Annotated in this window: 26 protein-coding genes; 17 read left to right on the forward strand and 9 right to left on the reverse strand. The window is 67.4% G+C overall.

Translation table 11 applies throughout. From position 1 onward, the window contains the following. The first annotated feature begins 179 nt into the window (after positions 1-179). The 3 genes from ACFWO8_RS32320 to ACFWO8_RS32330 all read left to right on the forward strand — a co-directional run bounded on the left by ACFWO8_RS32320 (position 180) and on the right by ACFWO8_RS32330 (position 4,785). On the forward strand, positions 180-803 hold the full coding sequence (locus ACFWO8_RS32320) for a vancomycin high temperature exclusion protein (RefSeq protein WP_378973896.1): 624 nt from the start codon (positions 180-182) through the stop codon (positions 801-803). Positions 804-1,117: 314 nt separating this feature from the next. Then, complete coding sequence (locus tag ACFWO8_RS32325; RefSeq protein WP_378973899.1) at positions 1,118-1,372, forward strand: hypothetical protein; 255 nt, start codon at positions 1,118-1,120, stop codon at positions 1,370-1,372. A 122-nt stretch (positions 1,373-1,494) separates the two neighbouring features. Further along, positions 1,495-4,785: a DEAD/DEAH box helicase gene (locus ACFWO8_RS32330; RefSeq protein WP_378973906.1), complete on the forward strand. Its 3,291-nt coding sequence runs from the start codon at positions 1,495-1,497 to the stop codon at positions 4,783-4,785. On the opposite strand, the gene ACFWO8_RS32335 is transcribed toward ACFWO8_RS32330, so the two are convergent. The 3 genes from ACFWO8_RS32335 to ACFWO8_RS32345 form a co-directional block, all read right to left on the reverse strand. Next, complete coding sequence (locus ACFWO8_RS32335; RefSeq protein ID WP_378973911.1) at positions 4,767-5,825, reverse strand: class I SAM-dependent methyltransferase; 1,059 nt, start codon at positions 5,823-5,825, stop codon at positions 4,767-4,769. The genes ACFWO8_RS32330 and ACFWO8_RS32335 overlap by 19 nt on opposite strands. A gap of 97 nt (positions 5,826-5,922) precedes the next feature. After that, complete coding sequence (locus ACFWO8_RS32340) at positions 5,923-6,378, reverse strand: PTS glucose transporter subunit IIA (protein WP_378973915.1); 456 nt, start codon at positions 6,376-6,378, stop codon at positions 5,923-5,925. Beyond that, on the reverse strand, positions 6,375-6,605 hold the full coding sequence (locus ACFWO8_RS32345) for a glucose PTS transporter subunit EIIB (RefSeq protein ID WP_056821036.1): 231 nt from the start codon (positions 6,603-6,605) through the stop codon (positions 6,375-6,377). The genes ACFWO8_RS32340 and ACFWO8_RS32345 overlap by 4 nt, the downstream gene beginning before the upstream one ends. A 228-nt stretch (positions 6,606-6,833) precedes the next feature. Here ACFWO8_RS32345 and ACFWO8_RS32350 point away from each other — a divergent pair, with 228 nt between their 5' ends. The 6 genes from ACFWO8_RS32350 to ACFWO8_RS32375 all read left to right on the forward strand — a co-directional run bounded on the left by ACFWO8_RS32350 (position 6,834) and on the right by ACFWO8_RS32375 (position 12,900). Continuing rightward, positions 6,834-8,180 carry a PTS transporter subunit EIIC gene (locus ACFWO8_RS32350; RefSeq protein ID WP_378973921.1) on the forward strand — a complete coding sequence of 449 codons (1,347 nt, stop codon included), beginning with the start codon at positions 6,834-6,836 and terminating at the stop codon, positions 8,178-8,180. A gap of 4 nt (positions 8,181-8,184) precedes the next feature. Further along, the gene (locus ACFWO8_RS32355) at positions 8,185-8,448 is read left to right on the forward strand and encodes an HPr family phosphocarrier protein (RefSeq protein ID WP_378973925.1); all 264 of its coding nucleotides are present in this window, start codon (positions 8,185-8,187) and stop codon (positions 8,446-8,448) included. Beyond that, positions 8,448-10,112 carry a phosphoenolpyruvate--protein phosphotransferase gene (gene ptsP / locus ACFWO8_RS32360; RefSeq protein ID WP_378973930.1) on the forward strand — a complete coding sequence of 555 codons (1,665 nt, stop codon included), beginning with the start codon at positions 8,448-8,450 and terminating at the stop codon, positions 10,110-10,112. The genes ACFWO8_RS32355 and ptsP overlap by 1 nt, the downstream gene beginning before the upstream one ends. Before the next feature lie 100 nt (positions 10,113-10,212). Beyond that, complete coding sequence (locus tag ACFWO8_RS32365) at positions 10,213-11,379, forward strand: N-acetylglucosamine-6-phosphate deacetylase (protein ID WP_378973935.1); 1,167 nt, start codon at positions 10,213-10,215, stop codon at positions 11,377-11,379. After that, entirely contained in the window at positions 11,379-12,158 is a 780-nt protein-coding gene (gene nagB / locus ACFWO8_RS32370) for a glucosamine-6-phosphate deaminase (protein ID WP_378973939.1), read from the forward strand. Before ACFWO8_RS32365 ends, nagB begins: the two co-directional genes overlap by 1 nt. A 1-nt stretch (position 12,159) precedes the next feature. Further along, positions 12,160-12,900 (forward strand): copper homeostasis protein CutC, encoded by a 741-nt coding sequence (locus ACFWO8_RS32375; RefSeq protein WP_378973946.1) that lies wholly within the window; start codon positions 12,160-12,162, stop codon positions 12,898-12,900. A gap of 29 nt (positions 12,901-12,929) precedes the next feature. On the opposite strand, the gene ACFWO8_RS32380 is transcribed toward ACFWO8_RS32375, so the two are convergent. Continuing rightward, the gene (locus tag ACFWO8_RS32380; RefSeq protein WP_378973950.1) at positions 12,930-13,571 is read right to left on the reverse strand and encodes an HD domain-containing protein; all 642 of its coding nucleotides are present in this window, start codon (positions 13,569-13,571) and stop codon (positions 12,930-12,932) included. Between the two features lie 73 nt (positions 13,572-13,644). After that, the gene (locus ACFWO8_RS32385) at positions 13,645-14,313 is read right to left on the reverse strand and encodes a class I SAM-dependent methyltransferase (RefSeq protein ID WP_378973955.1); all 669 of its coding nucleotides are present in this window, start codon (positions 14,311-14,313) and stop codon (positions 13,645-13,647) included. A 99-nt stretch (positions 14,314-14,412) separates the two neighbouring features. Here ACFWO8_RS32385 and ACFWO8_RS32390 point away from each other — a divergent pair, with 99 nt between their 5' ends. Further along, complete coding sequence (locus ACFWO8_RS32390) at positions 14,413-14,991, forward strand: TetR/AcrR family transcriptional regulator (protein ID WP_378973958.1); 579 nt, start codon at positions 14,413-14,415, stop codon at positions 14,989-14,991. Here ACFWO8_RS32390 and ACFWO8_RS32395 read toward each other — a convergent pair. Next, positions 14,927-15,229, reverse strand: coding sequence for a hypothetical protein (locus ACFWO8_RS32395; RefSeq protein WP_378973961.1), 303 nt, complete (start codon positions 15,227-15,229; stop codon positions 14,927-14,929). The two genes, ACFWO8_RS32390 and ACFWO8_RS32395, sit on opposite strands and share 65 nt — an antisense overlap. 108 nt (positions 15,230-15,337) lie before the next feature. On the opposite strand from ACFWO8_RS32395, the gene ACFWO8_RS32400 reads away from it, so the two are divergent. The 3 genes from ACFWO8_RS32400 (at position 15,338) to ACFWO8_RS32410 (ending at position 18,712) form a co-directional block, all read left to right on the forward strand. After that, on the forward strand, positions 15,338-16,288 hold the full coding sequence (locus tag ACFWO8_RS32400) for an NAD(P)H-dependent flavin oxidoreductase (protein ID WP_378973966.1): 951 nt from the start codon (positions 15,338-15,340) through the stop codon (positions 16,286-16,288). A 64-nt stretch (positions 16,289-16,352) separates the two neighbouring features. Further along, the gene (locus tag ACFWO8_RS32405; RefSeq protein ID WP_378973970.1) at positions 16,353-16,907 is read left to right on the forward strand and encodes a TetR/AcrR family transcriptional regulator; all 555 of its coding nucleotides are present in this window, start codon (positions 16,353-16,355) and stop codon (positions 16,905-16,907) included. 68 nt (positions 16,908-16,975) lie between these two features. Next, positions 16,976-18,712, forward strand: coding sequence for an alpha/beta fold hydrolase (locus ACFWO8_RS32410; protein WP_378973975.1), 1,737 nt, complete (start codon positions 16,976-16,978; stop codon positions 18,710-18,712). A gap of 169 nt (positions 18,713-18,881) precedes the next feature. Here ACFWO8_RS32410 and ACFWO8_RS32415 read toward each other — a convergent pair whose 3' ends face one another. Further along, a complete protein-coding gene (locus ACFWO8_RS32415; protein WP_378973980.1) occupies positions 18,882-20,534 on the reverse strand; it encodes a CocE/NonD family hydrolase in 1,653 nt (550 codons plus the stop codon). A gap of 165 nt (positions 20,535-20,699) precedes the next feature. Beyond that, a complete protein-coding gene (glnA, locus tag ACFWO8_RS32420; protein ID WP_378973987.1) occupies positions 20,700-22,136 on the reverse strand; it encodes a type I glutamate--ammonia ligase in 1,437 nt (478 codons plus the stop codon). Positions 22,137-22,424: 288 nt separating this feature from the next. Here glnA and ACFWO8_RS32425 point away from each other — a divergent pair, with 288 nt between their 5' ends. Together ACFWO8_RS32425 and ACFWO8_RS32430 are read left to right on the forward strand one after the other, a co-directional pair. Continuing rightward, a complete protein-coding gene (locus ACFWO8_RS32425; RefSeq protein ID WP_378973993.1) occupies positions 22,425-22,880 on the forward strand; it encodes an RDD family protein in 456 nt (151 codons plus the stop codon). A 94-nt stretch (positions 22,881-22,974) separates the two neighbouring features. Next, positions 22,975-23,358, forward strand: coding sequence for a YrdB family protein (locus tag ACFWO8_RS32430; protein WP_378973996.1), 384 nt, complete (start codon positions 22,975-22,977; stop codon positions 23,356-23,358). Between the two features lie 52 nt (positions 23,359-23,410). Here the strand turns inward: ACFWO8_RS32430 and ACFWO8_RS32435 are convergent, their stop codons facing one another. After that, on the reverse strand, positions 23,411-24,154 hold the full coding sequence (locus tag ACFWO8_RS32435) for a DUF4191 domain-containing protein (RefSeq protein ID WP_378919322.1): 744 nt from the start codon (positions 24,152-24,154) through the stop codon (positions 23,411-23,413). Positions 24,155-24,273: 119 nt separating this feature from the next. Here ACFWO8_RS32435 and ACFWO8_RS32440 point away from each other — a divergent pair, with 119 nt between their 5' ends. Further along, on the forward strand, positions 24,274-25,692 hold the full coding sequence (locus ACFWO8_RS32440) for a M20/M25/M40 family metallo-hydrolase (protein ID WP_378974002.1): 1,419 nt from the start codon (positions 24,274-24,276) through the stop codon (positions 25,690-25,692). Then, positions 25,689-26,525: an alpha/beta hydrolase gene (locus ACFWO8_RS32445; protein WP_378974006.1), complete on the forward strand. Its 837-nt coding sequence runs from the start codon at positions 25,689-25,691 to the stop codon at positions 26,523-26,525. The genes ACFWO8_RS32440 and ACFWO8_RS32445 overlap by 4 nt, the downstream gene beginning before the upstream one ends. Positions 26,526-26,532 lie beyond the last annotated feature (7 nt).

The raw sequence follows: 26,532 nt of genomic DNA on the forward strand, positions 1-26,532 counted from the left end.
GAGTTCCTCTGAACACATGATCAGTCAGGCGCTCAACGTCCTACCTCGTGTCTCAACCGCTGGGCGGCTGAGTCGGTGTCCGTGTCGCTCTGACTTGAATAAAGTTACGTGTCGACATTTGCAATGTCAAATCCCCTAGTCAGGGGATATTTTCGCAGTGTTCATGTATGAAAGGGCCTATGGCGGGCGAACATAGCGGGAAGCGTCGGCGGTTGCGTCGCATCGCGCGGGCCGGACTTGTCGTGGCGGGTGGCCTCGTGTTGGTGACGGCCGGGGCGAACATAGCGATGTGGATTTTGTCCTCCGGTCATAGAAGTGATGTGGCGGCCGCGCCCAGCGCACCCGTCGTGATCATCCCGGGTGCCAGGGTCGCGCCGGACGGAACTCCGATGGCTTATCTACGGGGACGTCTCGATGTCGCGATCGAGTTGGTCGAAGCGGGCAAGGCCAAGGCGATTCTGCTGTCCGGGGATGCCGGCGGCTCGTCGGGCGACGAGATCGCGTCGATGAGGCGCTATCTACTCAGCCACGGCATCGACCCGGCCATTATTCGGTCGGATAGTGCTGGACTGTCCACCCGGGAGACGTGTGAGCGGGCGAGGTCTATGTTCGGCGTCGACCGGGCGATCATCGTGAGCCAGTATCAGCATCTCCCCCGCGCGGTGGCACTGTGCCGGGCAGCGGGTATCGAGGCCGACGGGGTGGTCGCCTATTGCGAGTGCACGCGGGTCACCGAGGTACGCAACAACGTTCGTGAATGGCTTGCAGCACCGAAGGCCGTGGCGGAGATGCTGCTGCGCTGACTGCGGGTCGGGACCATAGGTAGGCGGCGAAACGTCGCCACCTCGGAGGATGCACCGAACGTTGCAGGCTCGACCAGCGCGGGCGTGTCGAACCCACGCGCGAGCGCTCGGCCGCGACCATGGACAGATCCTCACCGTTGAGCTCACCGAGCACGAACTGGTCTGCGGCGTGGGCCAAGTCGTCCATGACCCCAGCGTGCGCGGCGCGAGGTCGACGGGTCAAAGGGTTTTCCCAGCTGAAGGTCGAGGTTTCCGGGCAGTCAGGGTGGTCAACCCTGGTCGTCGGTATGTACTGCGCTGATCGAGGAGGACGAGTGGGCATCATCAAGACAGCTGCGATTGCGTTGGCTGTGGTCGCCGGGGCTGTGGTCGGGGCGGGTTCCGCTGCGGCGGAGCCGGAGCCGAAGGAGAACATCTTCATCGATATCAACGTGCTCGGGTGCTCGTTCGGGGCCGGGTTGGGTGGGGATGTACTGGTGGCTCTCGGCGGCGGTAGTGGGTCGGGCGCACTGGTTTCGAGTTCGCTGGCGGGGCGGTTGCGGGCGGCGGGGTGCTTGCCGCGGCTGTAGGACCAGCACCGATGGTCTCGCCACGGCAGGCGGGACCATCGGGGTGGCGTGCTAGAGGGATCCGGATCGCGTACCGTGATCGGGGTTGTCTGCAATGATGTCCGACCGGATTGGGGTGCATCGTGGGCGGTTCCGAGCACGCCGCGCGGCTCGTGCGTTTCTGGCAGACCGTGGAGTTGTTCGGTCCGCAGCTTGTGCCGGACGTCGAGACCGACGCAGCGGTGATCGATCTCGCGGCGGATGAGCTCGCGCCGTGGGAGAACCTCGCCGCGCTGCCCGCGTTGAAGTCGGGGCGGGTATGGCAGTTCGTCGTGTACGGCGGGTTGTTCGAAGTGGGTCGCGCGCGAGAAGCGCTGGTGCGGACATTCGGCGAGGATCAGCTAGAGGCCGACGCTCGACGCGCCGGGACCACAGCGGCTTTCGCGGTGACGCTCACCGACAGCGGCGTGGTTGTCGGTGGCTCGGCGACGTTGTCGGGGTTGGCATGGGCCGTGAATCGGTTGCGAGCGCCGGGCCCCGGCGATAGCGGCTGGGCCGACGGGTTCGACCATGATTCGGCGGCGTTCACTGCCGCGCTCGACACGCTCACGCGAGAGACGCAGCCGGACAACGAGCACATGGGTCCGGCGCCGCGGTGGCGTGCGCTTGATATGGCCGGTCGTGGTGTTGCCGCTTCGTTGATCGCGGCGGGTGCGGATGGGGTTATCTCGCCGGGGCTTGCCGGAATGTCGGCGTTGGCCTTCGCCGAAAGGTTCGCCACCGGGGGTGATGAGGACATTGTCGAGGAGCCCCGGCTGACCGGTCGCGACCTGCACACTTTCACCGGCGAACTGTGTGCCGCGCTGGGCATTCGATCGGAACTGCGGGCCGGTGGTGTGCGGGTGGCGTGCGTCCAGGTCGCGGCGCGTGATGCGGACAGCGATGCCGCCGAGGATCGGCTCAACAGTGGGCTCGGGCCGGATCTGGCGGAGCTCGCGAAGGCGGTGGAACGCGGCGATATCGGCGCGGCGCTGCGGGACTACCTCACGGCGGCGGAAGCGCTTCCTGTCGATGACCGGATCGATGTGCGTCGACGACAGGATGCGGTAGTCGAAGGGCTACTCCCCCAACTCGTTCCGGACGGTCGCTGGCCGGGCGATCCGCTGGTGTCGGGACAGCAGTTCGCGGTCGACCGTGCGCTGTCCGAATTGCGCGACGGTGCCGGGATTTTCGCCGTGCACGGCGCGCCCGGCACCGGAACGACGACGATGCTGCGAGACCTGCTCGCCGGGATTCTGGTCGAGCGAGCCGCTCAGCTGGCGGCTTTCGATGATCCGATGGCGGTGTTCGCTGGAGTCACCGAGCAGGTGCAGGTGGCCAAGAACTACACGGTGGGCGCGCACCGATTGGCGAACAGCGTGACCGGGTTCGAAGTGGTACTGGCGACGGGCAGCGATGCCACCGCTGCCGAAGTGGTCGCCGAGATCCAGCATCGTGGCGCGATCGACGGCGAGCTCAATCACTTCACCGAACTGGCCGAACTCGTCGGCGGTGCACCCGCTTGGGGATTGGTCGCCGCGGCACTGGGCGAAACGCGACGGACGTTCGCCGAACAGTTCTGGTTCGGCGATCGGTTCGCCGCCGAGCGGAAGACCGGGACACCGAACGGTGGGATGCTCGACATCCTCAAGCAGGCCGAGGCCGACCCGGATTCGATTCCGGATTGGCCGACCGCGGTGCGGGACTTCGCCACTCGTCGCGCCGAGGTACGCAGGCTCGCGCAAGAGCGGCAGGACGTCGCCGATGCGGTTGCCGACCTGCCCACCATGAACGCGGGGTTGCAGTCGACGGCGGCTGAGATCGCCAATGCCGATGACGCACACGCACATTGGCGGGAACGTCATCAGCTGGCCACCGAAAATCTGCGCGTCGCGCAGGCCGCGCATCATCGGGCTGGCAAGGTCCTGAGCGAGCACGGTGGGCGCAAGCCCGGGTTCGTGGCGTCGCTGTCGACGGGGTTCCGGGCGGGGCGGCGGTGGAGTGCCCGCAGCAATGAGTTGCTGCGGGAACGACATATCGCCGAGGCGGATATGCGGCGTCGCCAGACCGAGGTCGAATACACGCGGGAACAGTGGGCCGAGGCAGCCGAGCACGGACGCACGCTGATTCGCGAGCACGTCGAGTTGACAGAGCGGCGGGCGTCGGCGCTCGATGTTATCGAGCGTGGGCGCGAGAACTGGTCGCGGACAATCCCGTTCGGCGATGTCGCGGGTGACGACGAGCAGTTCCAGCTGTGCAATCCGTGGGCGGACGAACAGTACGCGAGCGCGCGGCGTGAGCTGTTCCTGTCAGCGTTGAAGCTGCATCGCGCGTTCTTGCTGAACGCGGCGCCGCGGGTTCGCGACAATCTGATCGTCGCTATCGCGTTGATCCGTGGTGAGCTCGCGGCCGCGCCGAGGCCGGAGACCGTCGTGGCGGCGTGGCAGACGCTGTTCTTCGCGGTGCCGATGATCACGACGACCTTCACCGCGCTGCCTCGGTTGTTCGCCGGGCTGGGCTCGCAGGCGCTCGGATGGTTGTTCGTTGACGATGCCGGGCAGGCTGCGCCGCAGTCGGTGGCCGGCGGGTTGTGGCGGGCCCGGCGGGCGGTAATCGTCGGTGATCACCGTCAGCTGGGACCTGTTGGCGCGCTGCCCACTTCGGCGCAGGAAGCGTTGGTGCAGCAGTACGGGCTCGACGCGGAGTGGATGCCGGATCAGGCGTCGGCGCGCCAGGCGGCGGATCGCGGGGTGCGGTACGGGACGTGGTTGATGCCATCGGATTCGGTCGCGCCGGTGTGGGTCGGCACGCCGTTGCGCGTCCATCGCCGCAGTGACAGGCCGATTTTCGAGCTCACGCATCACATTGCCTATGACGATGATCTGCTGGTATTCGGCACGCCGGATCGACCGGAGTTCCCCGGGCACGATCGGTGGATCGATGTCAGATCCGTACGGGCCGAAGGCAATTGGATTCCCGGTGAAGGTGAAGCGCTCGCCGCACTGCTCGCCCGGGTGACCGAGGACGGGGTGGCCGCGGCCGATATCCGTGTGGTCAGCCCGTTCCGTGATGTCGCCGACGGCGCGCAGGAGGTCGCGCGCGAGGTGCTCGGTGCGGAGTTCGCGGAGCGGCAGGTGGGGACTGTCCATGCGATGCACGGCAATTCGGCCGAGGTTGTGGTGCTGATCTTGGGGACATCGCCCGCCGCGGGCGGGTCGCGACGGTGGGCGGCGACGAATCCGAATGTGCTCAACGCGGCGGTGTCGCGCGCTCGGCGGCGGGTCTACGTGATCGGCAACTACCGATTGTGGAGCAGCCAGCGGTATTTCGACGACCTCGCCAGGCGCTGGACGGTCGAGACCGAGCAGCTGGCCGATCAGACCGTGAGCCGGTAGAAGCGCCAGAATCCGAAGTCCTCGATCGGCAGGATGTCCACGGCGGTGAAACCGGCCTTGTCGGCATACTCCCCCAGCTTCGCGGTGCGCATGACTGTGCCGGTGCCTGCGGAGTCGGGGTGCGCCATACCGTCGGGCAGGCAGACCAGCAGGCTGAACCCGTACATCAGACGGTCGATATCGCTTGCGGGTGCGGTGAATTCCGGGGCAACAGCCTCATCCATGATGATCACCGCGCCGCCGGGGCGCAGCGCCTTGCGCATCGAGGTCAGCACCTCGACAGGGTGTGGCATGTCGTGCAGGCATTCGAAGGCGAACAACGCGTCGTAGGTGGATTCGGGGAGGTCGGTGGCGGCGTCGGCCTGGTGGAAGCGGACGCGGTTGCCGAGGTCGGCGGCGTTTTCGCAGGCCATCCGCACCGAGGGCTGGTCGATGTCGTAGCCGTCGACGGTCAGCTCGGGGTAGGCGCGGGCCAGCGCGATCGTGGACCAGCCGCCGCCGGAGCCGATGTCGGCCGCCTTGGCATCCGGGCGCGAAAGCAGTGCGTGGACGTCGGCGACACCGGCCAGATCGGTGGCGAGGCGTTGTTCGAACCACGGGCGGTTCATGTCCGACTGTGATTCGCGCATGTCGGCGCCGTATTCGGACCAGCCGACCCCACCGCCGTCGCGATAAGCACGCACGAGCGCGGGCATCTGGGCGGCAGCGCCCGCCAGCATACGAGCGAGTGGCGCAAGGTAATTGAGACTTCTCGGGTCGGTGAGGACTTCCGCGGCGCCGACCGGCAGCGCGAACCGCCCGTCCGCGGTCACCGTCAGAATCTCGGTCGCCGCCTGCTGCTCGAGCCACTCCTGCGCGTACCGGCGATCCCCACCCGCCCGCGCGATCAACTCACCCGCATCGGCGGGCCCACCGGCAGCCAACGCCCGATACCAGCCGAGCCGATCCCCGAGATGCACCGCGAGAACGTCGATCGCCCCGAGCGCCGCCCCGAACAACCGCTCGGCGAACTCCTCACTGGTCTGCTCCGCTCCGCTCACCGGTCGTCCTCCTGTCGATGCGACACGAATCGGCGCCGACCCGCTGCTACGGACTACGGGTCGGCGCGCCGAAAGGTTCAGCAGCAGGTCAGGGTGGCTACGGCGAGTCGAACAGGAGACCACCGGAGGCCACGGTGGTGCCGATGGTGTCGGTGTGGATCGAGTCCTTGGCGGAATCCATCACCACGACGGGGCAGATGACCGAGTAGCCGGTGGCGGCGATTGCGGTCGGGTCGAAGGTGACGATGGGGGCGCCCGCTTCTACCGTGTCGCCTTCGGTGGCGAGGAGTTCGAAGCCTTCGCCCTTGAGTTTCACTGTGTCGATGCCCAGATGAACAAGGACGCCGACGCCGTGGCCGAGGATGACGAAGGCATGGGGGTGGAGTTTGAGGATCTTGCCGGCGATGGGGGCCGTCACCATCAGCGTGCCGCGGGTGCGGTCGGGGTCGAGCGCTACGCCGGACCCGACGATTTGTTCGGCGAAGACCTGATCGGGGACTTCCGACAGGGCCACGACCTTGCCGGGGAGGGGGGCGATGACCGGAATGCTCAAAGGATGTCCTCGATGTCGTCGGCCAAGGTGTCGGCTTCGGGACCGACAACGACCTGTACGACCGAGCCCGACTTGAGCACACCGTGCGCGCCCGCGGCCTTGAGCGCGGCCTCGTCGACCTTGCTTCCGTCCTTCACTTCGGTGCGCAACCGGGTGATGCAGGCCTCGATCTCGACGATGTTGTCCGCGCCGCCGAGGCCGGCGACGATCGCTTCCGCTTTGGACATATGTTCTCCCTTTCCGCGGTGGTTGCCAGTACCAGTATGGGAGTCTCGAATGTGCGCCACATCATATTCAGCGGTTGACATCCGACCGCCACCTGGTCAAACTGGCAACTGGTTATGACCGGACAGTACCCGTCAGGGATACCGGTTCACAACAGTTAACCCGGATCGGCGGGCAAGCCGGTCCTCCCTCGCCGAGACCGCCGGGAAGCCGGCACGAAGAAGGTCGACATGACTGCCGTTACCGACACCCCTAAACAAGAATCGAAGGTGTTCGCGGGATTGCAGCGCCTCGGTCGCAGCCTCATGCTGCCGATCGCGGTGCTCCCCGCGGCGGGCATCCTGCTGCGCGTCGGCCAGGACGATCTCCTCGGCCGCTTCTCCGCGCTGGAGAGCACCGCGTCGGTCATCTCGGCGGCCGGGCAGGCCGTATTCACCTGGCTGCCGCTGATCTTCGCGGTCGGCATCGCGATCGGCTGGGCCAAGAAGGCCGACGGGTCGACCGCGCTGGCGGCGGTGGTCGGTTACATGGTGATCGACGGCGTGTTCAAGGCGATGTCACCGATCGTGCTCGAGGGAAAGACCGACCCGAAGGGCGCGCAGGCGCTGATCAACTACGGCGTCCTCGGCGGCATCGTGATGGGTCTGCTGTCGGCCATTCTGTGGCAGCGGTTCTATCGCACGAAGCTGCCCGATTTCCTCGGCTTCTTCAACGGCAGGCGGCTGGTGCCGATCCTGACCGCGGTCACCGGCCTGGTCGTCGGCGTCGGCATGGCGTTCCTGTATCCGGCGTTCAACTCCGCGCTCACCTGGGTGGGTGAGACCGTCGCCGACAACTCGGTCGTCGGTGGCGGTATCTACGGCGCGGCCAACCGCCTGCTCATCCCGACCGGTCTGCACCACATCCTGAACTCCACAGTCTGGTTCCTCGTCGGCGATTACACCGATGCCTCCGGCCAGCTCGTGCGCGGCGACCTCAACCGCTTCTTCGCCGGTGACTCGAGCGCGGGCACGTTCATGACGGGCTTCTTCCCGATCATGATGTTCGCGCTGCCCGCTGCCGCGCTTGCCATTTGGCGCAATGCGCGTCCGTCGCAGAAGAAGCTGGTCGGCGGCATCATGCTGTCCACCGGTCTGACCGCGTTCGTCACCGGCATCACCGAGCCGCTGGAGTTCTCGTTCATGTTCGTGGCGTGGCCGCTGTATGTGGTGCACGCGCTCTTGACGGGCACGTCGATGGCACTGGTGAACGCGCTCGGCATCCATGATGGATTCACGTTCTCCGCGGGTGCGATCGACTATCTGCTGAACTTCGGCAAGGCGACCGACGCATGGATGCTGATCCCGATCGGGCTCGGGTACGCGGTGATCTACTACGTGCTCTTCAGCTTCGTAATCAAGAAGTGGAACCTGCGGACCCCGGGTCGCGAGGCGGAAACCGATGTCGAGGTCGGCGCGCCCGACGCGGCCGTGGTCGAAGCCGAGGCCGCCGTCACCGCCACGGAAGATACTCGAACCGATGCACCATCGGTAGCCGAAGTCGAAACGAAGTTGGACAAGAAGCTGGAAGGTGAGTGAGGCCATGACAACCCGCACCGTCATCGTCGGATCCGAGGTGGGGCTGCACGCGCGGCCCGCCGCGAGACTCACCAAGGCCGTGCAGGCCGCGGGGGTGCCGGTGCGGATTTCGGTGGGAGGTGGCGAACCGGTCGACGCGGCCAGCGTGCTCGCGGTGATGACGCTGGGCGCGGGCCACGGCGCCGAGGTGACCCTGTATGCCGAGGGCGCCGACGCGGTGCTGGACCAGCTGGCCGAACTCATCGCCTCGGATCTGGACGCCGCCTGATGCCCGAACAGGTAATCCGTGGCCTCGGTGTGAGTCCGGGCGTGGTGTGCGCGCCCTGGATGCGGTTCGGATCGCAGCTCGAGACCTCGGCGCAGGATCCGGTCGGCGGCACTGTCGCCGAGGAGCTGGCGCGAGTCAAGGACGCGCTCGGTGGCGTGTCCGAGGAGATGGCTGCCAGGGCCGCACGCGTGAGTGGTGTCGCATCGGAGATCCTGTCGATGTCGGCGACGATGGCCAGTGATCCGGGCATCGTCGCCGCCACCGAGAAGGAACTGGCGGCCGGGATGCCGACGGCGCACGCGGTGCACCTCGCGTTCGAGGGGTTCTGCGCGAAGCTGGAAGCGCTCGGCGGGTACATGGCCGAGCGGGCGACCGATCTGCGCGATATCGGCGGGCGGACCGTCGCGGTGCTGCTCGGGCTGCCGATGCCGGGCATTCCGGAGCCGGGGTATCCGTTCGTGCTGGTCGCGCGGGACCTCGCACCCGCCGATACGGCGATGCTGGGTGACAGTGATGTGGTCGGGTTGCTCACCACCGAGGGCGGCCCGACCAGCCACACCGCGATCCTCGCGAAGTCCCTCGCCTTGCCCGCGGTGGTGAATTGTCCCGATACCGATCGGCTCGTCGATGATGCGCCGGTGCTGCTCGACGGGACGACCGGTGAGGTCGTGATCGATCCGAGTCCTGAGCATCAGCGGGCCGCTGTCGAGCAGGCAGCGGCGGACAAGGCGCGAATCGCGGCAGCCAGTGGGCCTGGGCATACCGCTGACGGGACGCCGGTGAATCTGCTGGTGAATATCGGCACCGTCGATGACGCGGTGACAGCGGGACCGGTCGACAGTGAGGGCGTGGGACTGTTCCGCACCGAGTTCATGTATCTCGGGAAGGCGTCCGCGCCGTCGCTGGACGAACAGACCGCTTCGTACACAGCGGTTCTCGAACAGTTCGCCGGACGACGAGTGGTGGTGCGGACCCTCGATGCCGGGTCGGACAAGCCGCTGCCGTTTCTCGATCTCGGTACCGAGGAGAATCCGGCACTCGGGGTGCGTGGGTTGCGGATCGGCACGGTGTTTCCGGAGACTCTCGCCACGCAGCTCACGGCGCTTGCCCGGGCGCGCGAGGCGACCGGGGCCGACCTGTGGGTGATGGCGCCGATGGTCGCCACCGCGGACGAGGCTGCCGGATTCGCCGCGCTCGCACGGGAATCCGGATTGACGAAGGTCGGCGCGATGATCGAGATCCCGGCGGCCGCCCTGCGTGCCGTCGATCTGCTCGCGCATCTCGACTTCGTGAGCATCGGCACCAACGATCTGAGCCAGTACACGTGTGCGGTGGATCGGATGGCGGGTGGGCTCGCACATCTGCTCGATCCGTGGCAACCCGCGGTGCTGGATCTGATCGCGATGGTCGGGGCGGCCGGTACGGCGGCTGGAAAATCAGTCGGTGTGTGTGGTGAGGCCGCGTCGGATCCGACGTTGGCGCCGGTGCTGGTGGGGCTCGGAGTGACGAGTTTGTCGATGTCGGTGCCCGCGTTGCCCGCGGTGCGGGCGGCGTTGGCCGCCGTGGATATGCAGCGGTGCCAGGATGCCGCGGATGCGGCGTGCGCGGCACAGAATCCGCAGGTGGGGCGCGAGGCTGTCGCAGCGATCATCGGGCGGGCGTGAAAAAGGTTGTTGTGGACGCGGTCCGGCCGACGGTCGGATCGCGGTGTGGTGTCCGGCGACGGTTCTCGATCGTTGCCGGTAGGAGGAAGGTTTCGTGGTGATGGGTTTCGTGCGCGGGCGACTCGTCGGGGCGGCGGTGGGTGAAATCGCCGACGGTGTCGTCGAATTCGACGGGGGGCTGATCACCTGGGTCGGTGCGGCCACACATCATCCCGCGCCCGAACGGCTTCCGGCACCGCGCGATGATCTGGTACTTCCGGGCCTGATCGATCTGCACTGCCACGGTGGCGCCGGGTTCGGGTTTCCCAATGCTGATGCGCGAGGTGCTCGGGTTGCGGCGGCGCATCATCGGGAGCACGGCACTACCGGGTTGATGGGGAGCTTGGTGTCGGATCAACCGGACGTGCTGGTCGCGCAGGCGGCGATGCTGGCAGGTCTTGTCGAGGACGGGGCGTTGCTCGGGGTACATCTCGAGGGGCCGTTCATCAATGCGAGCCGGTGTGGAGCCCAGGATCCCGCGGCGATCATTCCCGGCGATCCCGCGTTGTTCGAGCGGATCTACGCGGCGGCGCGCGGCACTGTGCGGTCGATGACGCTGGCTCCCGAGACCGCGCATTTCGATGAGCTGCTGGCCGCGATGCGCCGACACGATGTGCTGCCGAGCCTCGGGCACACCGATGCCGACGCTGCGACCACCGCGGCGCGTATCGCCGAGGCTCGTGGAGGGCCGATCACCGCAACCCACCTGTTCAACGGGATGCCTGCCCTGCACCACCGCTCCCCCGGACCCGTCGCCGCCTGCTTGGCCGCGGCCGGGCGTGGCGAGATGGTGGTCGAATTGATCGCGGACGGTGTGCATTTGGCGCCAGAGACCGTGGCGATGGTCTTCGATACCGTGGGGCCGGATCAGATCGCGCTGGTGTCGGATGCGATGGCGGCGGCGGGCATGAGCGACGGCGACTACCGGCTCGGTGCGCTCGATGTTCAGGTCCACGACGGTGTCGCCCGGCTCGCCACGGCCGGCGGTTCGCCCGGGGCGATCGCGGGCGGCACGGCTCGGCTCGTCGATGTGCTGCGGTGGACCGTCCACGATGCGGGCATACCGCTGTCCGACGCGGTCACCTCCGCGACACGTACCCCTGCTCGCGTACTCGGCCTCGAGGGCGAACGCGGCAGCCTCACCGTCGGTGCACGTGCCGACATTCTTGTCACCGACCAGTCATTGCGGCCGCGGCGGGTGTTCGTCGCCGGAACGGAAGGAATCTGATGGAAATCGTGATCCGGGCTGATAAAAACGAGGTGGCGAGCACGGTCGCCGATATCGTCGGCGGCTATGTGACAGGCGGGAACGCGATCCTCGGCTTGGCGACCGGGTCGTCGCCGCTGGGGAGTTACCAGGAGCTGGCGCGCCGGTACCGCGAAGGTGAGCTGGACTTCTCGACCGCGAGCGCCTTCCTGCTCGACGAGTACGTTGGTTTGCCGAAAGATCATCCGCAGTCGTACTTTTCGGTGATCAGGTCCGAGTTCGTCGACCATGTGAACCTGGATCCCGCGCGGGTGCTGAGCCCGAACGGGGAGGCCGGTGATGTCGCGGGTGAAGGTCGACGGTATGACGCGGCCATCGCCGCGGCGGGTGGGGTCGACGTGCAACTGCTGGGGATCGGCACCGACGGGCATATCGGATTCAACGAGCCCGGCTCGGCCTTGACCTCGCGCACGCGGGTGAAGACGCTCACCGAGCAGACCCGCAAGGACAACGCGCGCTTTTTCGACGGGCCGGAGGATGTGCCGCATCACGTGCTCACCCAAGGTCTCGGCACGATCAACGAAGCTGGTCATCTGGTGATGATCGCGCTCGGCGCGGGCAAGGCCGATGCGATCGCCGCCGCCGCCGAAGGGCCGTTGTCGGCGTTCTGCCCGGCCTCGGTCATGCAGTGGCATCGTCATGTCACGGTGGTGATCGACGAAGCCGCGGCGAGCAAGTTGAAGTTGGCCGATTACTACAAGTACGCGCTGGCGAACAAGCCCGCCTGGCAGTCGTTCTGACGTGACCGCGCTCGAGTTCGCGGTGCAGGACGTGGCGGGTGCGCTCGGCGCTCGCCGCGTCGGGGCGGATCGGGTGGAATTGTGTGCGGCGCTGGGCAGTACGGGCGGGCTGACGCCGAGTATCGGGACCATCGAGGCCGTGGTGGGAACTGGGATTCCCGTCCACGTGCTGATCCGGTGCCGGGCCGGGGGTTTCGTGTATACCGATACCGACGAGCTCGCGGTGATGAATGCTGATGCACGAGCGGCAGTTTCGGCCGGTGCTTCCGGTCTGGTGGTGGGTGCGCTCACTCCTGACCACCAGGTCGACGTCGAGGGTGTACGTCGTGTTCTCGACGGTATCGATGACATAGAGCTGACCTTTCATCGTGGGATAGATCAGATCCGCGACCGCGCGGCCGCTCTGGAAACCTTGATAGCCGGTGGTATGACCAGGGTGCTCACCTCCGGTGGGGCAGCCACCTGCGCCGAGGGTCTCGATGAACTCGCCGCGATGGTCGATCACGCGGCAGGGCGCATCCAGATCATGGCGGGCGGCGGGATCACCGTCGGCGACATCCCGGCATTGCATCGGGTCGGCGTCAGCGGGATCCATCTGTCGGCCCGACGCGTCATCGCCGACGACGGCGGGCCCGGCGGGGGCGGCAAGTCCGGCCACGAACAACTGGACGAGGAGCTCGCAGGCGCCGCCGCCCGTCAGCTGCTCGCGGTAGACCGGCCGAATCGACAGCCGCCCGGCTGAGACGCCAACACCGCCGTCAGCTAGTCGTTTCAGGCGCGCTCGGCGAGGATCAGTTCTGCTTCGCCGGGATCGCAGTCGAAGGCTGCTCGTACTGCCGCAACGGCCTTTTCGTGTTCGCCTGCCGCGACCAACTGGTCGATGTCTGACCACTGATCGGTGGGCGGCGCTACCGACGGGTCGAGGCGGCGGTCTAGGCGTTCCCACATGCGGGCCACGGTGGGGTCGTCGGAGAGTAAGCCGCCGAGGTGTGCCTTGAAGGTGGGGTGTTCGGTGCGGTACATGCCCATCCAGCTGCTGGCGAGCGGGCTGGCCTCGGCATTGGCGGTGCGGTCGGCGAGTTTGAGGATCACGGCCCTCGGGTGGGCAGCGATCTTGGTGTAGGCGTTCTGGTTTCGTGCCTTGCGGTCGGGGCCGATGCCGGTGACCGCCCACACCAGATCGAGAACCTCACGACCGAAACGCGATTCGACATCCTCGGCCGTGACCGGGGTGTCTTCGACGACGTCGTGGAGCCAGGCCGCGAGGCCGAGTTCGCCGCTGTAGCCGAAGTCGTCGAGGACACCCCGCACGGCTGTCAAGTGGGTGATGTAGGGATGTTCGCCGTAGCGCTGGTCGCCGTGCGCCGCGAGGGCGAACTCCCGCGCTTCGGTTTCGCGCTGATCGAACTCCATGCCGCACCCCCGTGCTCGATTGGTGATCGTGTCGTGATCGACCCTAGCCGAGGGCACCGACAGGTTGCCGAGATCAGTGGTGGGCAACCGGTTTCACTGCGGTCAGGATGCCCGTCTGGTCACGGCTCTGGGTATAGGTGAGATCGGTGAAGCCGACCGCCTCGACCTGACCGGCGTAGTGGCGGATATCGGCGTCGGCGAACGGATCGCCACCGCGGCCGAGCAACAGCGAGAGCACTTTCCGCATCCGGGGCGACGGTGACGCGTCGGCGAGCAGGAGTCGTCCACCCGGCCGCACTACTCGCCACATCTCGGCGATCGCGGCGTCACGCTGCGACTCGGGGATGTGGTGCATGACGAAAGTACAGGTGACAACATCGAATTCGGCATCGGTCAAGGGCAGCGACTGCGCCGGGCCGACCACGTAGCGATAGTGCGCGGCGCGATCCCGGTCGCTGTTGTCGGCGACCGCCGTGGCCGAGGGGTCGACGCCGACGGCCGCACCGCTCGGTCCGACCGCTTCGCCGAGCGCCCGGACGAGTTTGCCGGGACCACAACCGATATCGAGTGCACGAGCACCAAGGCGCGCGCCGGAGAGCGTGACGAATTCGGCGAGCAGACGGCGATGCCTGCCGAGGAAGAACACCGAGGTGAACAGGTTGTATCGACGCAGGCCTGCGATGACGAGGCCGGTGTCGGCGTCATTGACGAACATGGGGGTGAGAAGCTGATTTCGGGACATGAGTTCATGGTCGGGCGCCGCCGCGCACGTCACCAGGAGCAGAATCGCCCGTGGTGTCCGTTATCGAACAGATCCGGGGAAACTGTGCAGGAGGAATCGATGGCCGAGCACCCTGACCGACGGGTTCGACGCACCAGGGACACGCTGCACAAGGCGTTGATCGAGCTGATGATCGAGCGCGGCTACGACAAGGTGACCGTCAGCGACATCATCGCCCGCGCCGACGTGGGGCGGTCCACCTTCTACGCGCACTACCGCGACAAGGACGACCTACTGCTCGTGAGCTGCACCGAATTCCTGCGCCGCGAGATCATCCGCACGACCACTCCCGGTTCCCCGCTCGCGCCGTTGCGCGTGATGTTCCATCTCGCCGCGCAGTATCCCGAGGTGTATCGCCCGCTGATCGGGCCGAAAGCGACCGCCACCGTCGTCCGCGCCTACCAGCAGTGTGTCGCCGAACTGGTCGGTGAGCTCCTCGGCGAGCAGCCCGCCGGCACGATCGCGTTCCTGTCCTGGGGGCTGCTCGGCGTGCTCGGCACGGTGATCGAGCCGACCGAGCCGATACCGCCCACGCAGGCGTGGCAACGGTTCGAAACGCTCGCGCTGTCCGGCCTCAGTGGGTCCGGCGGCTCAGGTCCGGCCACGGTGGGCGGCGCAGAATCGCCAGCGCCGCAATGACTCCGGTGAGCAAGCCGATCCATTCGCCGAGCTGAGCGATGCGATTGGCGTCCGTCGCGGGCGTCCAGTGCGCGCGTCCGGAGTGGATGACGAACAGCCCGATCGGACGCGGGTGCCACAGGAGACCACCGCTGCGAGAGACGGTGATGATGATCGTTCCGTCCGCTGTGTCGATCGGCTGACCGAACACCATCGGTGGCTCGGACACCAGCTGTTCGAGGCGATCCCTGATCGTCATCGCGTCCCCATCCCGTCGTACGACAATGCCGTCGAAGATACGCGCCTCGAGTACCTCCTGTCGGCTGCCATGATGGTGAGTGTCAAACCCATGGTGAAAGGTGTACCGATGCGGGAGCAGACACTATCGACACAGTGGTCACGATCGTTGGGACTGCGAGTGCCGGTGGTGAACGCGCCGATGGGCGGCGCGGCCGGTGGACAGCTCGCCGCGGCGGTGAGCGCGGCGGGCGGGCTCGGGATGATCGGGATGGGTAGTGCGGGGTCGGTGGTGGCCTTGCGTCGCGAGCTGGCTGTGGCCGGTGTGCCGGACGGGATCGGGCTCGTCGACTGGGTCCGCGCCCGCGAAACCGGGCTCCTGGATGCCGCGATCGCCGCAGGTCCACGGATCATCTCGGTCAGTTTCGGCACTGATTTCTCCTGGGTGCCGCAGGTGCAGGCGGCGGGCATCCTCGCCGTGACCCAGGTGTACGACGCGCCCGGCGCCCACCGCGCTCAGGACGCGGGTATCGACGTTCTCGTCGCTCGCGGCAGCGAAGGCGGTGGTCACGGGGCCGACCGGCTGGCCTTGCTGCCGCTGCTCGACGCCGTCCTCGACATCGCGACCGTCCCGGTCCTGGCCGCCGGTGGTATCGGCTCCGGGCGAACGCTCGCGGCCGTCCTCGCGGCGGGAGCGGCGGGAGCATGGCTCGGGACCTGTCTGGCCGCCGCGGAGGAATCACTGCTGCCCGAATCCGCCCGCCTGGCGATGCTCGCCGCGAACTCCAGCAGCACCACCGTCACCACCGCTTTCGACGAGGCGCTCGATCTGCCGTGGCCACCGATTTATCCGGCGCGCGTCCTGCGCAACGAGTTCACCGATCCGTGGTCGCGGCCCGAAGCCGACGACCTACCCGACGCCGAACGTCTTCGCGCGGCGATCGCGGTCGACGATCCCAGGCTCGCACCCGTTGACGCTGGTCAGGGCGTCGGTTTGGTGACCCATATCGAGCCTGCTGCCACCGTGATCGACCGCCTGTGCGGAGACGCGGCCGAGCTTCTGGCATCACGTCATACGTAGTCGAATCCGCGACCTCGCGAGGTCGGCGGTTGCAAAAATATGTAGATCGGTCTAGTTTGAGCCGGTGGGCAAAAAGGGAGCGGAAACGCGGTGCAAGCTGATCAGGGCTACGCGGTCGCTGATCGAGTCGCATGGATATTTCGGCGCCGGGCTCAATCAGATCGTGCAGGAGAGTGGGGCGCCGCGCGGATCGCTGTACTTCCACTTCCCCGGCGGCAAAGACGAATTGGTGGCCGCGGCACTCGCCGAGAGCGGCACCGAGATGGCGGCGATCATCCGCACGATCGAGGCGACCGACGCGCGAGATTTCGCGCGAAAGATGGTGAACCTGCTCGGCGATCAACTGGAAGCGTCGGACTGGACCATCGGATGTCCGGTGGCAGCCGTTGCCCTGGACACCGCGTCTACCAATAGCGCTGTGCAGCAGGCCTGTTCGGCGACGTATCAACTCTGGGAAGAGGCGATCCGGGAACGGCTGATCGGATTCGGCCATCCCGAGCCCGAGCGGATCACCACGGTCGCGCTCGCCCTGATCGAAGGCGGGCTGGTACTGGCCCGCACCCACCGCTCACGCCAACCCCTTCAGCACCTCGCCGACACCATCGACGTTCTGGTCTGAACCCCTCCCCACCTCCAGCTTCGACTCCTCTGAAAATATGTAAATCGGTCTACTGAAAGTAGGACACCATGGCACACACCGACTCCATCGTTTTCGGCGCCGCCGGCTTCATCGGCCGCTCACTGGTCGCCGAACTGCTGCGGACCGGGCATACCGTTACCGCCGCGCTGCGTGCGGGCAGTCAGAATCGGCTGCGGACCTGGCTCGATGAGCAGGGTGTCGACACCGTCGGCCTGACCATCACCACGACCGATATCGGCGAGCCGGATCTCGCACTGAGCGACACCGTCGAGGGGGTGCGCGATGTGTACAACACGGCCGCGTTGATGAAATTCGGGCTGGCTGCGGACGTGGCGCGTCGAGTCAATCTCGACGGGGCGGTGCACGTGCTGGAATGGGCCGCACGGCAACCGGATCTGCGGCGCGTCGTGCACATCAGCGGCTATCGCGCCGTCGAGGACGCGGGTGAGCAGGACTATCGCAACGGCGCGTACGAGGCGTCGAAAGTCGAGGCCGATCTCCTGCTTCGGCGCATCGCTGCCGACCGTGGCATCCCGCTGACCATGGCGAATCCCGCCGGGGTGCTCGGACCCGGTCAGTACTTCGGGCTCTCCGACATCATCGACAACCTCTGGCAGGGTCGACTGCCCGCGCTGCCGGGCTCCGCCGATACCTTTGTTCCGGTCGTCGATCTCGACTACGTGGCCAGGTTCATGGTCGGGCTGCCCACGCAACCCGATACGGTCGGCAAGTCCTATCCGCTACTGGATGCCGCGACTCCCGGGCTACCCGAACTGATTCGGCTCGTCGCTGATCACCTGCATGTCGCGGCGCCGCGCTTCACGCTGCCGACCGCGTTGGTCCGTCGACTTCCCCGCGCGGTGACCCATGCCGATCCCGAAGCGCTGTCCTTCATCAGCAGCGACCGTTACGACACCAGCGACAGCGATATCGTCGCGCGACAGCTCGGCATCAGCCATCCACCGGTCAGCGAACTGCTGCGCACCTATGCCGATGGGATCGTCGCCAGTCGCAACGGCACCGTCGCGCCAACCCCGAAGTCCGGATTCCGCGGCGGTACCTGGATGGTCGGCGAGCAGGTCGATCCGGAATATGTGCTGCTGCACGGCATTCCGGTCGACAGCGATTCGTGGGCCGAGGTGGTGCGGGAATTGGACGCACCGGTACTGGCGGCCGATCTCCCCGGGCTCGGGCGCTCGGCGGCCTCGTCGCAGTCGACCGGTGACTGGATGGCGGAACTGATGGCGCCGGTGCGGACCCGACCGGTGATTGTCGGCCATTCGTTCGGCGCCTGGCCTGCCATCGAATTCGCGCTGCGCCATCCCGATCGGGTGTCGCGGCTCGTGCTCATCGCACCCGCGTTCCTGCAGCAGCCCGCCTCCCGGCTCACGGGTTCGCCCATCGCCGCTGAGGTCGTCAAGCGGATGTCCGCGGCGACATTGGCCGCGCGACTGGGCATTCCAGAGGGGCCGACCATCGCCTCCGCCGTGGCGAATCTGCGCCGGCCCGGCGTTGCGCAGCGCACTTTCGCGGCCTTGCGCGCCGCCGGTGCCTCGCGAGACGAACTCGCCGCCAAGCTGGCCAGGGTCACGGTTCCGGTCGACATCATCGTCGGTTCGGACGATCCGCTGATCGAGCCGACCGATCGACCTGTCACCACCATCTCCGGCACCGGGCACTACCCGCAGTTGACGCATCCCGCTCTGGTAGCGAGTGTCCTGCGGGGCGAAAGGATCTCCGCAGCGATGCAATACGCAGAGGAGATCTCAACGAGCAGCCGCTAGCCCAGCGGTGTGGAAGGCGGCGCAGACCTCTTCGGCGGTACAACACCCAGCCCACCCCCACCTGCTCCGCAGTGCGGCATGTGCGGCCGCACCCGCGACCTGACCGGCGCTCGATCGACCGATCCCGCGGAGACTTTGCCGCGCCGACGGGCAGATCGACCTGCCGCACTCACCCGGTCGGTGCCGCGAGTTCGATACGCATCGCGGGGTCGTTCAGCATCTCCGGCTGGATCGAGATGGTCTCCTCGGTCCGCCACCGTGCATGCCAGATGGGGACACCGCCGGGCAGGTCGAGTTCGCGCGGGGTGGTGAGTAGGGGCAGGTCGAGGCGGGCCGAGGTGACGGTGACGGTCGCGTTCGTCGGCGTGTGCGACCACACGTCGTCGACCGCGTTGGTGATCCGGACGCCGAGCCGGTGGCCGGTGGCTAGGCGGGCATCCTGCCAGAGCAGCCGGATCTCGGATTCGGGGCGCACCGGGGCGATGCCACGGGTGATGACCGTTGCGCGCCCGTCGGGGGCGATGTCGTAGAGCTCCAGTGCGACAGTCGCTTCCGGCGGGCCGGACAGGGTCAGCGCGGCGGTGCTCCGGCCCGCCAGGTGCACGGGCTCGGTGACCGGTGCCGAGATCGACCAGATTTCCCGGTCCGCACCGGGCAGCAGGCCACGATCGCTGTAGGTACCGGCGCGCAAGGCGACTGACGCGCGCCGGGAATCGGTAGGCGGCCACACGTTTTCACCGCGCCAACCACCGTCGAACTGGCCGACGGTCACCGGAGGACCCGGCACCTCGATATCGGCGCCCGCCACATGTTTGTCGAGGAAGGCGTAGAGCTCCGAGGCGAACTGGGGTGTGCCGCACTTTTCGCGGCAGTCCGAGTGGCCCCATTGGCCGAACCAGGCGCGGTGCTCGCCAGGACCTCTGGCTTCCCAGGCCTCGATGATGCGGTCGGCTCGGGTGTTGGAGTCGAGGAAGCTCTGGCCGAGGAACATCGGGGTGGTGTTGCCGCGGACGGCCTCCACCATGTCGCGCTCGCGCCAGTCCGGGTTGGCGCCGTTGTGGTCGGCGGTGAGGGCGAGGTAGCGGGCGGCGCAGTCCTGGGTCATCTGGACCGCATTGGCTTTGTACTCGTCACCGTCGTCGGGGTGACCGGGGGTCGAGGCGATCGCCAGGTGTTCCGCGCCCGCGGTGTCGGCGGGGCGAATCCCGTCCTCGGTCAACGGTTTTCCACCGAATTTCCACGCCGTGCCCTGCATGTAGAGGTACGAGTACGGATCGACAACCGGCTCGAACGCCGCTACCGCCGCCAGCCCCTTCGGCTTCGCGGCCAGTGCCATCATCCCGGTCCACCCCTCATAGGACGTCCCGACCACCCCGACCCGCCCCGTCGACCACGGCCTGCTCGCCGCCCACTCCACGGCCGCCGCCACATCCGACCGCTCCCCCGGGCCACCGAAATCCGGGCACCCGTTGGACCCACCGAACCCGCGCAGATCGACGATCACATACGTGTATCCGGCCCGCAGCGCCCACTCGACCGGCAAGTTGTCGGTCGAAGGTCCACCACCGGGCCGAGGCTGGGACAGGTACGCCAGATGCGCCCGGTACGGACTAGCCGTCAGCAACACCGGAGTCCGCGCGTCAGACGCCACACCCGGCGGCCGAAGGACATCAGCGTGCAGCCGAGTCCCGTCGGGCGCGGTGAAATACTCCTGCGTCCACGTGTACGCCACATTCACCGGCTCAGCCGTCGCCGGCGCCACCATCCCGAGCACCAACGCCACACCGGCCACCGCCCGCGCCACCACAACACCCAATCGCACCCCCGGACTATTGCCGGTCCCCGCCTCGCCGTCCAGCCCCGATTATCCGGGGCGTGTCGCCGATCAGAGTCGACCGGATACGCGAAACGCCCGCCCCACGAATAGGTGGGACGGGCGTTTCGGTAGTGCTACTGCGTAACCCGCGGGTCAGAGCCTATGTACGACTTAGACGTCGTAGTACAGCTCGAACTCGTACGGGTGCGGACGCAGGTTGACCGGGGCGATCTCGTGCTCGCGCTTGATGTTGATCCACGTCTCGATGAGGTCAGGCGTGAAGACGTTGCCCTCGGTGAGGTAGTCGTGGTCCTGCTCGAGACGGTCGATGACCGCGGCCAGGCTGGTGGGGGCCTGGGGGATGTTCTTGGCCTCCTCCGGCGGGAGCTCGTAGAGGTCCTTGTCGACGGGGGCCATCGGCTCGATCTTGTTCTTGATGCCGTCCAGGCCTGCCATCATCATGGCGGCGAAGGCCAGGTACGGGTTGCCCGAGGAGTCAGGCGCGCGGAACTCGATGCGCTTGGCCTTCGGGTTGTTGCCGGTGACCGGGATACGCACGGCAGCCGAGCGGTTGCGCTGCGAGTACACCAGGTTGATGGGGGCCTCGTAGCCCGGCACCAGACGGTGGTACGAGTTCACGGTCGGGTTGGTGAACGCCAGCAGCGACGGGGCGTGGTGCAGGATGCCGCCGATGTAGTGACGCGCCAGATCCGAGAGGCCACCGTAGCCGGCCTCGTCGTGGAACAGCGGCTTGCCGTCCTTCCACAGCGACTGGTGCACGTGCATGCCCGAGCCGTTGTCACCGAAGAGGGGCTTCGGCATGAAGGTGACAGACTTGCCTTCCTGCCACGCGGTGTTCTTCACGATGTACTTGAACAGCTGCAGGTCGTCCGCCGCCGAGAGCAGCGTGCCGAACTTGTAGTTGATCTCGGCCTGACCGGCGGTGCCGACCTCGTGGTGGCCGCGCTCGAGCTCGAAGCCCGCGTTCTGCAGGTTGGTCGAGATCTTGTCGCGCAGGTCGACGTAGTGGTCGTACGGGGCGACGGGGAAGTAGCCACCCTTGTTGCGGACCTTGTAGCCGAGGTTGCGGCTGCCATCCGGGTTGAACTCGTTGCCGGTGTTCCACGAGCCGGAAATCGACTCGAGCTCGTAGAACGCGCCGTTCATGCTGGAGCCGTAGCGGACGCCGTCGAAGATGTAGAACTCGGCCTCGGCACCGAAGTACGCGGTGTCGGCGATACCGGTCGACCGCAGGTACTCCTCCGCCTTGCGCGCGATGTTGCGCGGGTCGCGGGAGTACGCCTCACGGGTGAACGGGTCGTGCACGAAGAAGTTCAGGTTCAGGGTCTTCGCGGCACGGAACGGGTCGACCCGGGCGGTGCTGTAGTCGGGGAGCAGGAGCATGTCCGACTCGTCGATCGACTGGAAGCCACGCACCGAGGAGCCGTCGAACGCCAGACCCTCTTCGGCCAGGTCGGCGGTGAACGCCTTGGCCGGGATCGAGAAGTGCTGCTGGACGCCGGGCAGGTCGGAGAAGCGGATATCGACGTATTCGATGTCCTCTTCCTTGATGTACTGGATGACCTCTTCGGCCGTGCTGAACGTCACTTGCTCTCCTTACGAATCGGTTCCCAGCCAGTCGCGATGCTGGCCCTTTCGAGCGACCTGCGAGAAGTCGCAACGAAGGGGTTCGTCGCGACCTGACGCTAAGGACGCGGTGTTTCCCAACAGTCAAGGCTGTGTTTCGCCAGTGTTACGCGAACCGGATGCGGGGGTGATGTCAGCCATCCGGGCGCGACCTTCACGCTAATCCTGCCATCCGCGCGATCACGCGCTGACGTGACCTCCATTAATGCGGTCGTGGGCGACCGATCGCGCGCCACTATCCTGGGAGCCATGGCGCGTATTACCGGCACATGGCTCTCCGGATCCCCGGGCGAACCCGGCGACTCGGACATCTCCGGCTACCCCGGTGAACTGTACGGGTTGCCCCGCGTTGGGGCGGGCTCCCTCGCCCCCACCTGGCGCCGCGTCGTCGCGCTGTTCCTCGACTGGTTCATCGCGGTCGGGATCGCGGCGGTGATCACTCGCAGCTTCGTGTCGTCATCGGTGCCGCTGCTGGTGTGGTTCGTGGTCGGCGTGGCCGCGGTGACGCTGTTCGGGTTCACCCCGGGCCAGTACTTCATGAAGCTGCGGGTGCTGCGCATCGACGCACCCGTGGCCGTCGGGTTCGTGCGCGCGCTGGCCAGGCAGGTGCTGCTGGTGTTCGTCGTGCCCGCGCTGTTCACCGATGCCGACGGGCGCGGCATGCACGACCGGGCCACCGGGACCTCACTGGTCAACGCCCGCTGAGCGATCCGGCGTACCTCCGCATGCGCGGCTGAGGAACGCTGCGCCCGCGTCCATTGGGCCTGCCCATGATGGCGCGCGGCCATACGATCAGGCCGTGTCACTGAATCCGGCCTTGCTGGCCGTGCGTTTCCTGCTCGAATTGATCGCCATCACCTCGTTCGGGGTGTTCGGCTGGCGTGCCTTCGATTCCCCCTGGCGATATCTGCTCGTCGTCGTGCTGCCGGTCGCGGCGGCGCTGCTGTGGGGAACGTTCGCGGTACCCGATGACCCGAGTCGCAGCGGCGGCGCACCGGTGCCGGTGCCGGGTCCGGTGCGACTCGGCGTCGAGTTCGCGGTGCTGTTCGGCGGCGCCGCGGCGCTGTGGGCCGCGGCCCTACCGCGATTGGCGCTGATCTCGGCGGCGGTTCTCGTCGGCTATCAGCTGCTGGCCTATGACCGCGTGCTGTGGCTGCTGACCGGCCGCTCGACCGACGCCTGAAACGCCGCGAGCCCGTCACCTGGTGAGGTGACGGGCTCGTGACGGGAGTAGGTCAGCGGCGACGGATCGCGCGCTGCATGCCTTTCATCTTCGCGCCGGGGGGCATCGGACCCTTCGGCATCGCGGGACCACTGCGCGAACTGAGGGCCGTGAGCCTGCCCTCGATCTGGTCGATCCGCTTGACGTCGATGTTGCGCGGCAGCTTGGTGAGGTATTTCTGCAGCTCCTTGAGCGGAGTCTGGCCTTCCTCGTTGCCGACGATCACTTCGTAGATGGGGGTGTCACCGACCAGGCGGGCGGTGCGCTTCTTCTCCTGCGCGATAAGCGACTTGACCCGCTGCGGCGAACCCTCGGCGACGAAGATCACCCCGGGCAGGCCGATGACGCGGTGCACGGCGTCGAGCTGAGTGGTCGCGGCGACGCCGTTGGCGACCCGCCACTTGCCCTGCAGGTTCTCCAGTACCCACGCCGCGGCGCCCGCCTGACCCTCGGCCTTGCGGTACACGTTCTTCTGCACGCGGCGCCCGAACAGGATGAATGCCAGCAGCACACCCAGCAGCAGACCCAGCGGCAGCAGGAACCACTGCATGTCGAAGATCAGCCCGATGAGGAAGAAAACCACCGTGGTGCCGACCAGTGCGCCGATCATCAGCGGCAGCAGCGCCTTGTCTTCCTTGCGCTGCATGTTGAACGCCTGCCACAACTGCTGACGACGCTCGCGTGATGCCTGCTTGCGGGCCGCTTTAGCCGCGGCCCTGGCTTCCTTCGACGGCTTGCCGCCCTTGCCTCCTGCCATGATGCCAGCTTAGATGGCGCGCCGCTGGGGCGTCTGACCGCATCACACCGTGCCACGATCCCGGCGTTTCGGGCGCCTTCGGTGGGCGAAGGACCTCCCCACGGGCCACAATGACACAGATGCGCCCGATCACCGAGAACCCGGCCCCGTCCCCCGTCACCGAGGGCGTCGACGACGAGGTCGCGCGGCGGCTGGCCGTCGCGTTGCAGTGCGCGACGGTGTCGACGGAAGATCCCGCGCACACCGCCGACGCGGAGTTCGCGCGCCTGGCCACCCACCTCGAGACCTCGTTCCCGCTCGCGCATGCCGAACTGGCATTGACGAGCTTCGGCCACAGCAGGCTCTACCGCTGGGACGGCGTCGAACCGGGCACGGTGTCGGCGATCCTGCTCGCCCACCAGGACGTGGTTCCGGTCGACGACGCACAACGCTGGACCCATCCCCCGTTCGCCGGTGTCGTCGATGACGAATTCATCTGGGGTCGTGGCGCGATCGACGACAAGAGCCGCATGCTCGCCGTCCTGGAAGCGGTCGAATCGGCAGTGGCAGCCGGGATTCGCCCGCGCCACACCATGTTCCTGGCCTTCGGTCACGACGAAGAGGTCTTCGGCGACGGCGGCGCGGTCCGGATGGCCCAGCATCTGCGCGACCAGGACGTGCGCGCGGAGCTGCTGCTCGACGAGGGCGGGGTGATCACCGAGGGCGTCGCCGACGGGGTCGACCGGCCGGTGGCCAGCATCATGCTCGGCGAGAAGGGCTATGCGACGGTACGGCTTTCGGTCACCGAGGCCGGTGGTCACTCCTCGATGCCGGGCAAGCAGACCGCGGTGGGGCGGCTGGCACGCGCGGTCGCGCGAGTGCAGGACAATCCGATGCCGCTGCGGCTGACTCCAGTGATCAGCGACATGCTCGCCCGCATGCGGGAGTCGCTGCCCGAACCACGACGCAGACTGCTCGAGCTCGCCAGCTCACGCGGGCTGGCCACACTGGCCGGGCCGCTCTTGGCCCGGATCATGGCGGCGGGCCCGACCACCGAGGCCCTCGTCCGCACCACCACCGCGCCGACGGTGATCAGTGGCGGCGTAAAGGCCAATGTGCTCCCGCAGAGCGCCGAGGCGCTGGTGAATTTCCGTATCCTGCCCGGCGATTCGGTAGCGGCGGTCCTGGCGCACTGCACCCGGGTGATCCGCGATCTCGGCGTGGCGATCGACCTCGTCGGACCGGCGTCTGAGCCCTCCCGGTTCAACGAACCAGGCCCGGCGTTCGACCTGGTCGCCGAGCTCGCCTCTGGCGTGGTACCCGGGATCGTGACCACCACCGGGATCGTGCCCGGCGCCACCGATTCACGCCACTACGACGGCTTGGCCGTGACCCGCTGCAACTTCGCGCCGATCGTGTTGACCTCGGCGGATCTGGAACGGATCCACGGAACCGACGAGCGGATCTCGCGGCTCAACTACGCTCGGCTGATCGAGTTCAACCGGCGTCTCATCGAGCGGCTCGCCGCGGCGCCCGAAGCAGGAGGAGCGCCACGATGACGACCGACACCGGCGAGTTCGCGGGCCACGGCGGCAAGATCGCCTGGCGCGCATGGCAACCCGAGACGGCGCCGCGCGCGGTGGTGGTGCTGGTGCACGGCGTCGCCGAACATTCGGGCCGTTACGAACACGTCGGCGCCGCCCTGGCAGACGCGGGCTTCGCGGTCTACGCGCTCGACCACATCGGGCACGGTCTGTCCGAGGGGCCGGCGGCCAATATCGGTTCGATGCAGGGCGCCGCCGACAATGTCGCGACTCTGCTCGAGCTCGCGGGCGCCGCCCATCCCGGTATCCCCCGGTTCCTGCTCGGACATTCGATGGGCAGCCTGGCGGTCCTGCACCTGGCGACCCGCGGGCCGGTCGACGTGGCGGGCGTGATCGTGTCCGCGCCGCCCCTCGATATCCCGCTCGGCAACCCGATCCAGCGCCTCGCCGCTCCCCTGCTCACCCGGTTCGCACCGAATCTCGGTGTGCTGACCTTGGATTCGTCCACGATCAGCCGCGATCCCGAGGTGGTACGCGCCTATGACGACGACCCGCTGGTCTTCCGCGGCAAGCTGCCCGCGCGCACCGCGGTGGAGATCCTGGAACACACCGCGCTGGTGAAACGGCGCCTCGGCGCGCTCACCGCGCCACTGCTGGTGCTGCACGGCACCGCCGACGTGATCGCGTCGCCGTCGAGCGCCGATCTGCTCGAACGCGACGCGGGCTCGACCGACGTGACGGTGCTGCGCTACCCGGGGCTCTACCACGAGGTGTTCAACGAACCCGAGGGTGCGCAGGTGCTCGGCGATGTCACCGACTGGCTGTCGACCCATGTTACCGATCAGTAAATTCTCG

Origin of the sequence: Nocardia sp. NPDC058480, from assembly GCF_042720495.1 — a bacterium.
Classification (GTDB): domain Bacteria; phylum Actinomycetota; class Actinomycetes; order Mycobacteriales; family Mycobacteriaceae; genus Nocardia.

Coding starts and splice junctions, on each gene's coding strand:
- ACFWO8_RS32320 (WP_378973896.1), top strand. CDS start 180: ATGGCGGGCGAACATAGCGGGAAGCGTCGGCGGTTGCGTCGCATCGCG.
- ACFWO8_RS32345 (WP_056821036.1), bottom strand. CDS start 6,605: ATGTCCAAAGCGGAAGCGATCGTCGCCGGCCTCGGCGGCGCGGACAAC.
- ACFWO8_RS32350 (WP_378973921.1), top strand. CDS start 6,834: ATGACTGCCGTTACCGACACCCCTAAACAAGAATCGAAGGTGTTCGCG.
- ACFWO8_RS32355 (WP_378973925.1), top strand. CDS start 8,185: ATGACAACCCGCACCGTCATCGTCGGATCCGAGGTGGGGCTGCACGCG.
- ptsP (WP_378973930.1), top strand. CDS start 8,448: ATGCCCGAACAGGTAATCCGTGGCCTCGGTGTGAGTCCGGGCGTGGTG.
- ACFWO8_RS32365 (WP_378973935.1), top strand. CDS start 10,213: ATGGGTTTCGTGCGCGGGCGACTCGTCGGGGCGGCGGTGGGTGAAATC.
- nagB (WP_378973939.1), top strand. CDS start 11,379: ATGGAAATCGTGATCCGGGCTGATAAAAACGAGGTGGCGAGCACGGTC.
- ACFWO8_RS32380 (WP_378973950.1), bottom strand. CDS start 13,571: ATGGAGTTCGATCAGCGCGAAACCGAAGCGCGGGAGTTCGCCCTCGCG.
- ACFWO8_RS32385 (WP_378973955.1), bottom strand. CDS start 14,313: ATGTCCCGAAATCAGCTTCTCACCCCCATGTTCGTCAATGACGCCGAC.
- ACFWO8_RS32390 (WP_378973958.1), top strand. CDS start 14,413: ATGGCCGAGCACCCTGACCGACGGGTTCGACGCACCAGGGACACGCTG.
- ACFWO8_RS32395 (WP_378973961.1), bottom strand. CDS start 15,229: ATGACGATCAGGGATCGCCTCGAACAGCTGGTGTCCGAGCCACCGATG.
- ACFWO8_RS32400 (WP_378973966.1), top strand. CDS start 15,338: ATGCGGGAGCAGACACTATCGACACAGTGGTCACGATCGTTGGGACTG.
- ACFWO8_RS32410 (WP_378973975.1), top strand. CDS start 16,976: ATGGCACACACCGACTCCATCGTTTTCGGCGCCGCCGGCTTCATCGGC.
- ACFWO8_RS32425 (WP_378973993.1), top strand. CDS start 22,425: ATGGCGCGTATTACCGGCACATGGCTCTCCGGATCCCCGGGCGAACCC.
- ACFWO8_RS32435 (WP_378919322.1), bottom strand. CDS start 24,154: ATGGCAGGAGGCAAGGGCGGCAAGCCGTCGAAGGAAGCCAGGGCCGCG.
- ACFWO8_RS32440 (WP_378974002.1), top strand. CDS start 24,274: ATGCGCCCGATCACCGAGAACCCGGCCCCGTCCCCCGTCACCGAGGGC.
- ACFWO8_RS32445 (WP_378974006.1), top strand. CDS start 25,689: ATGACGACCGACACCGGCGAGTTCGCGGGCCACGGCGGCAAGATCGCC.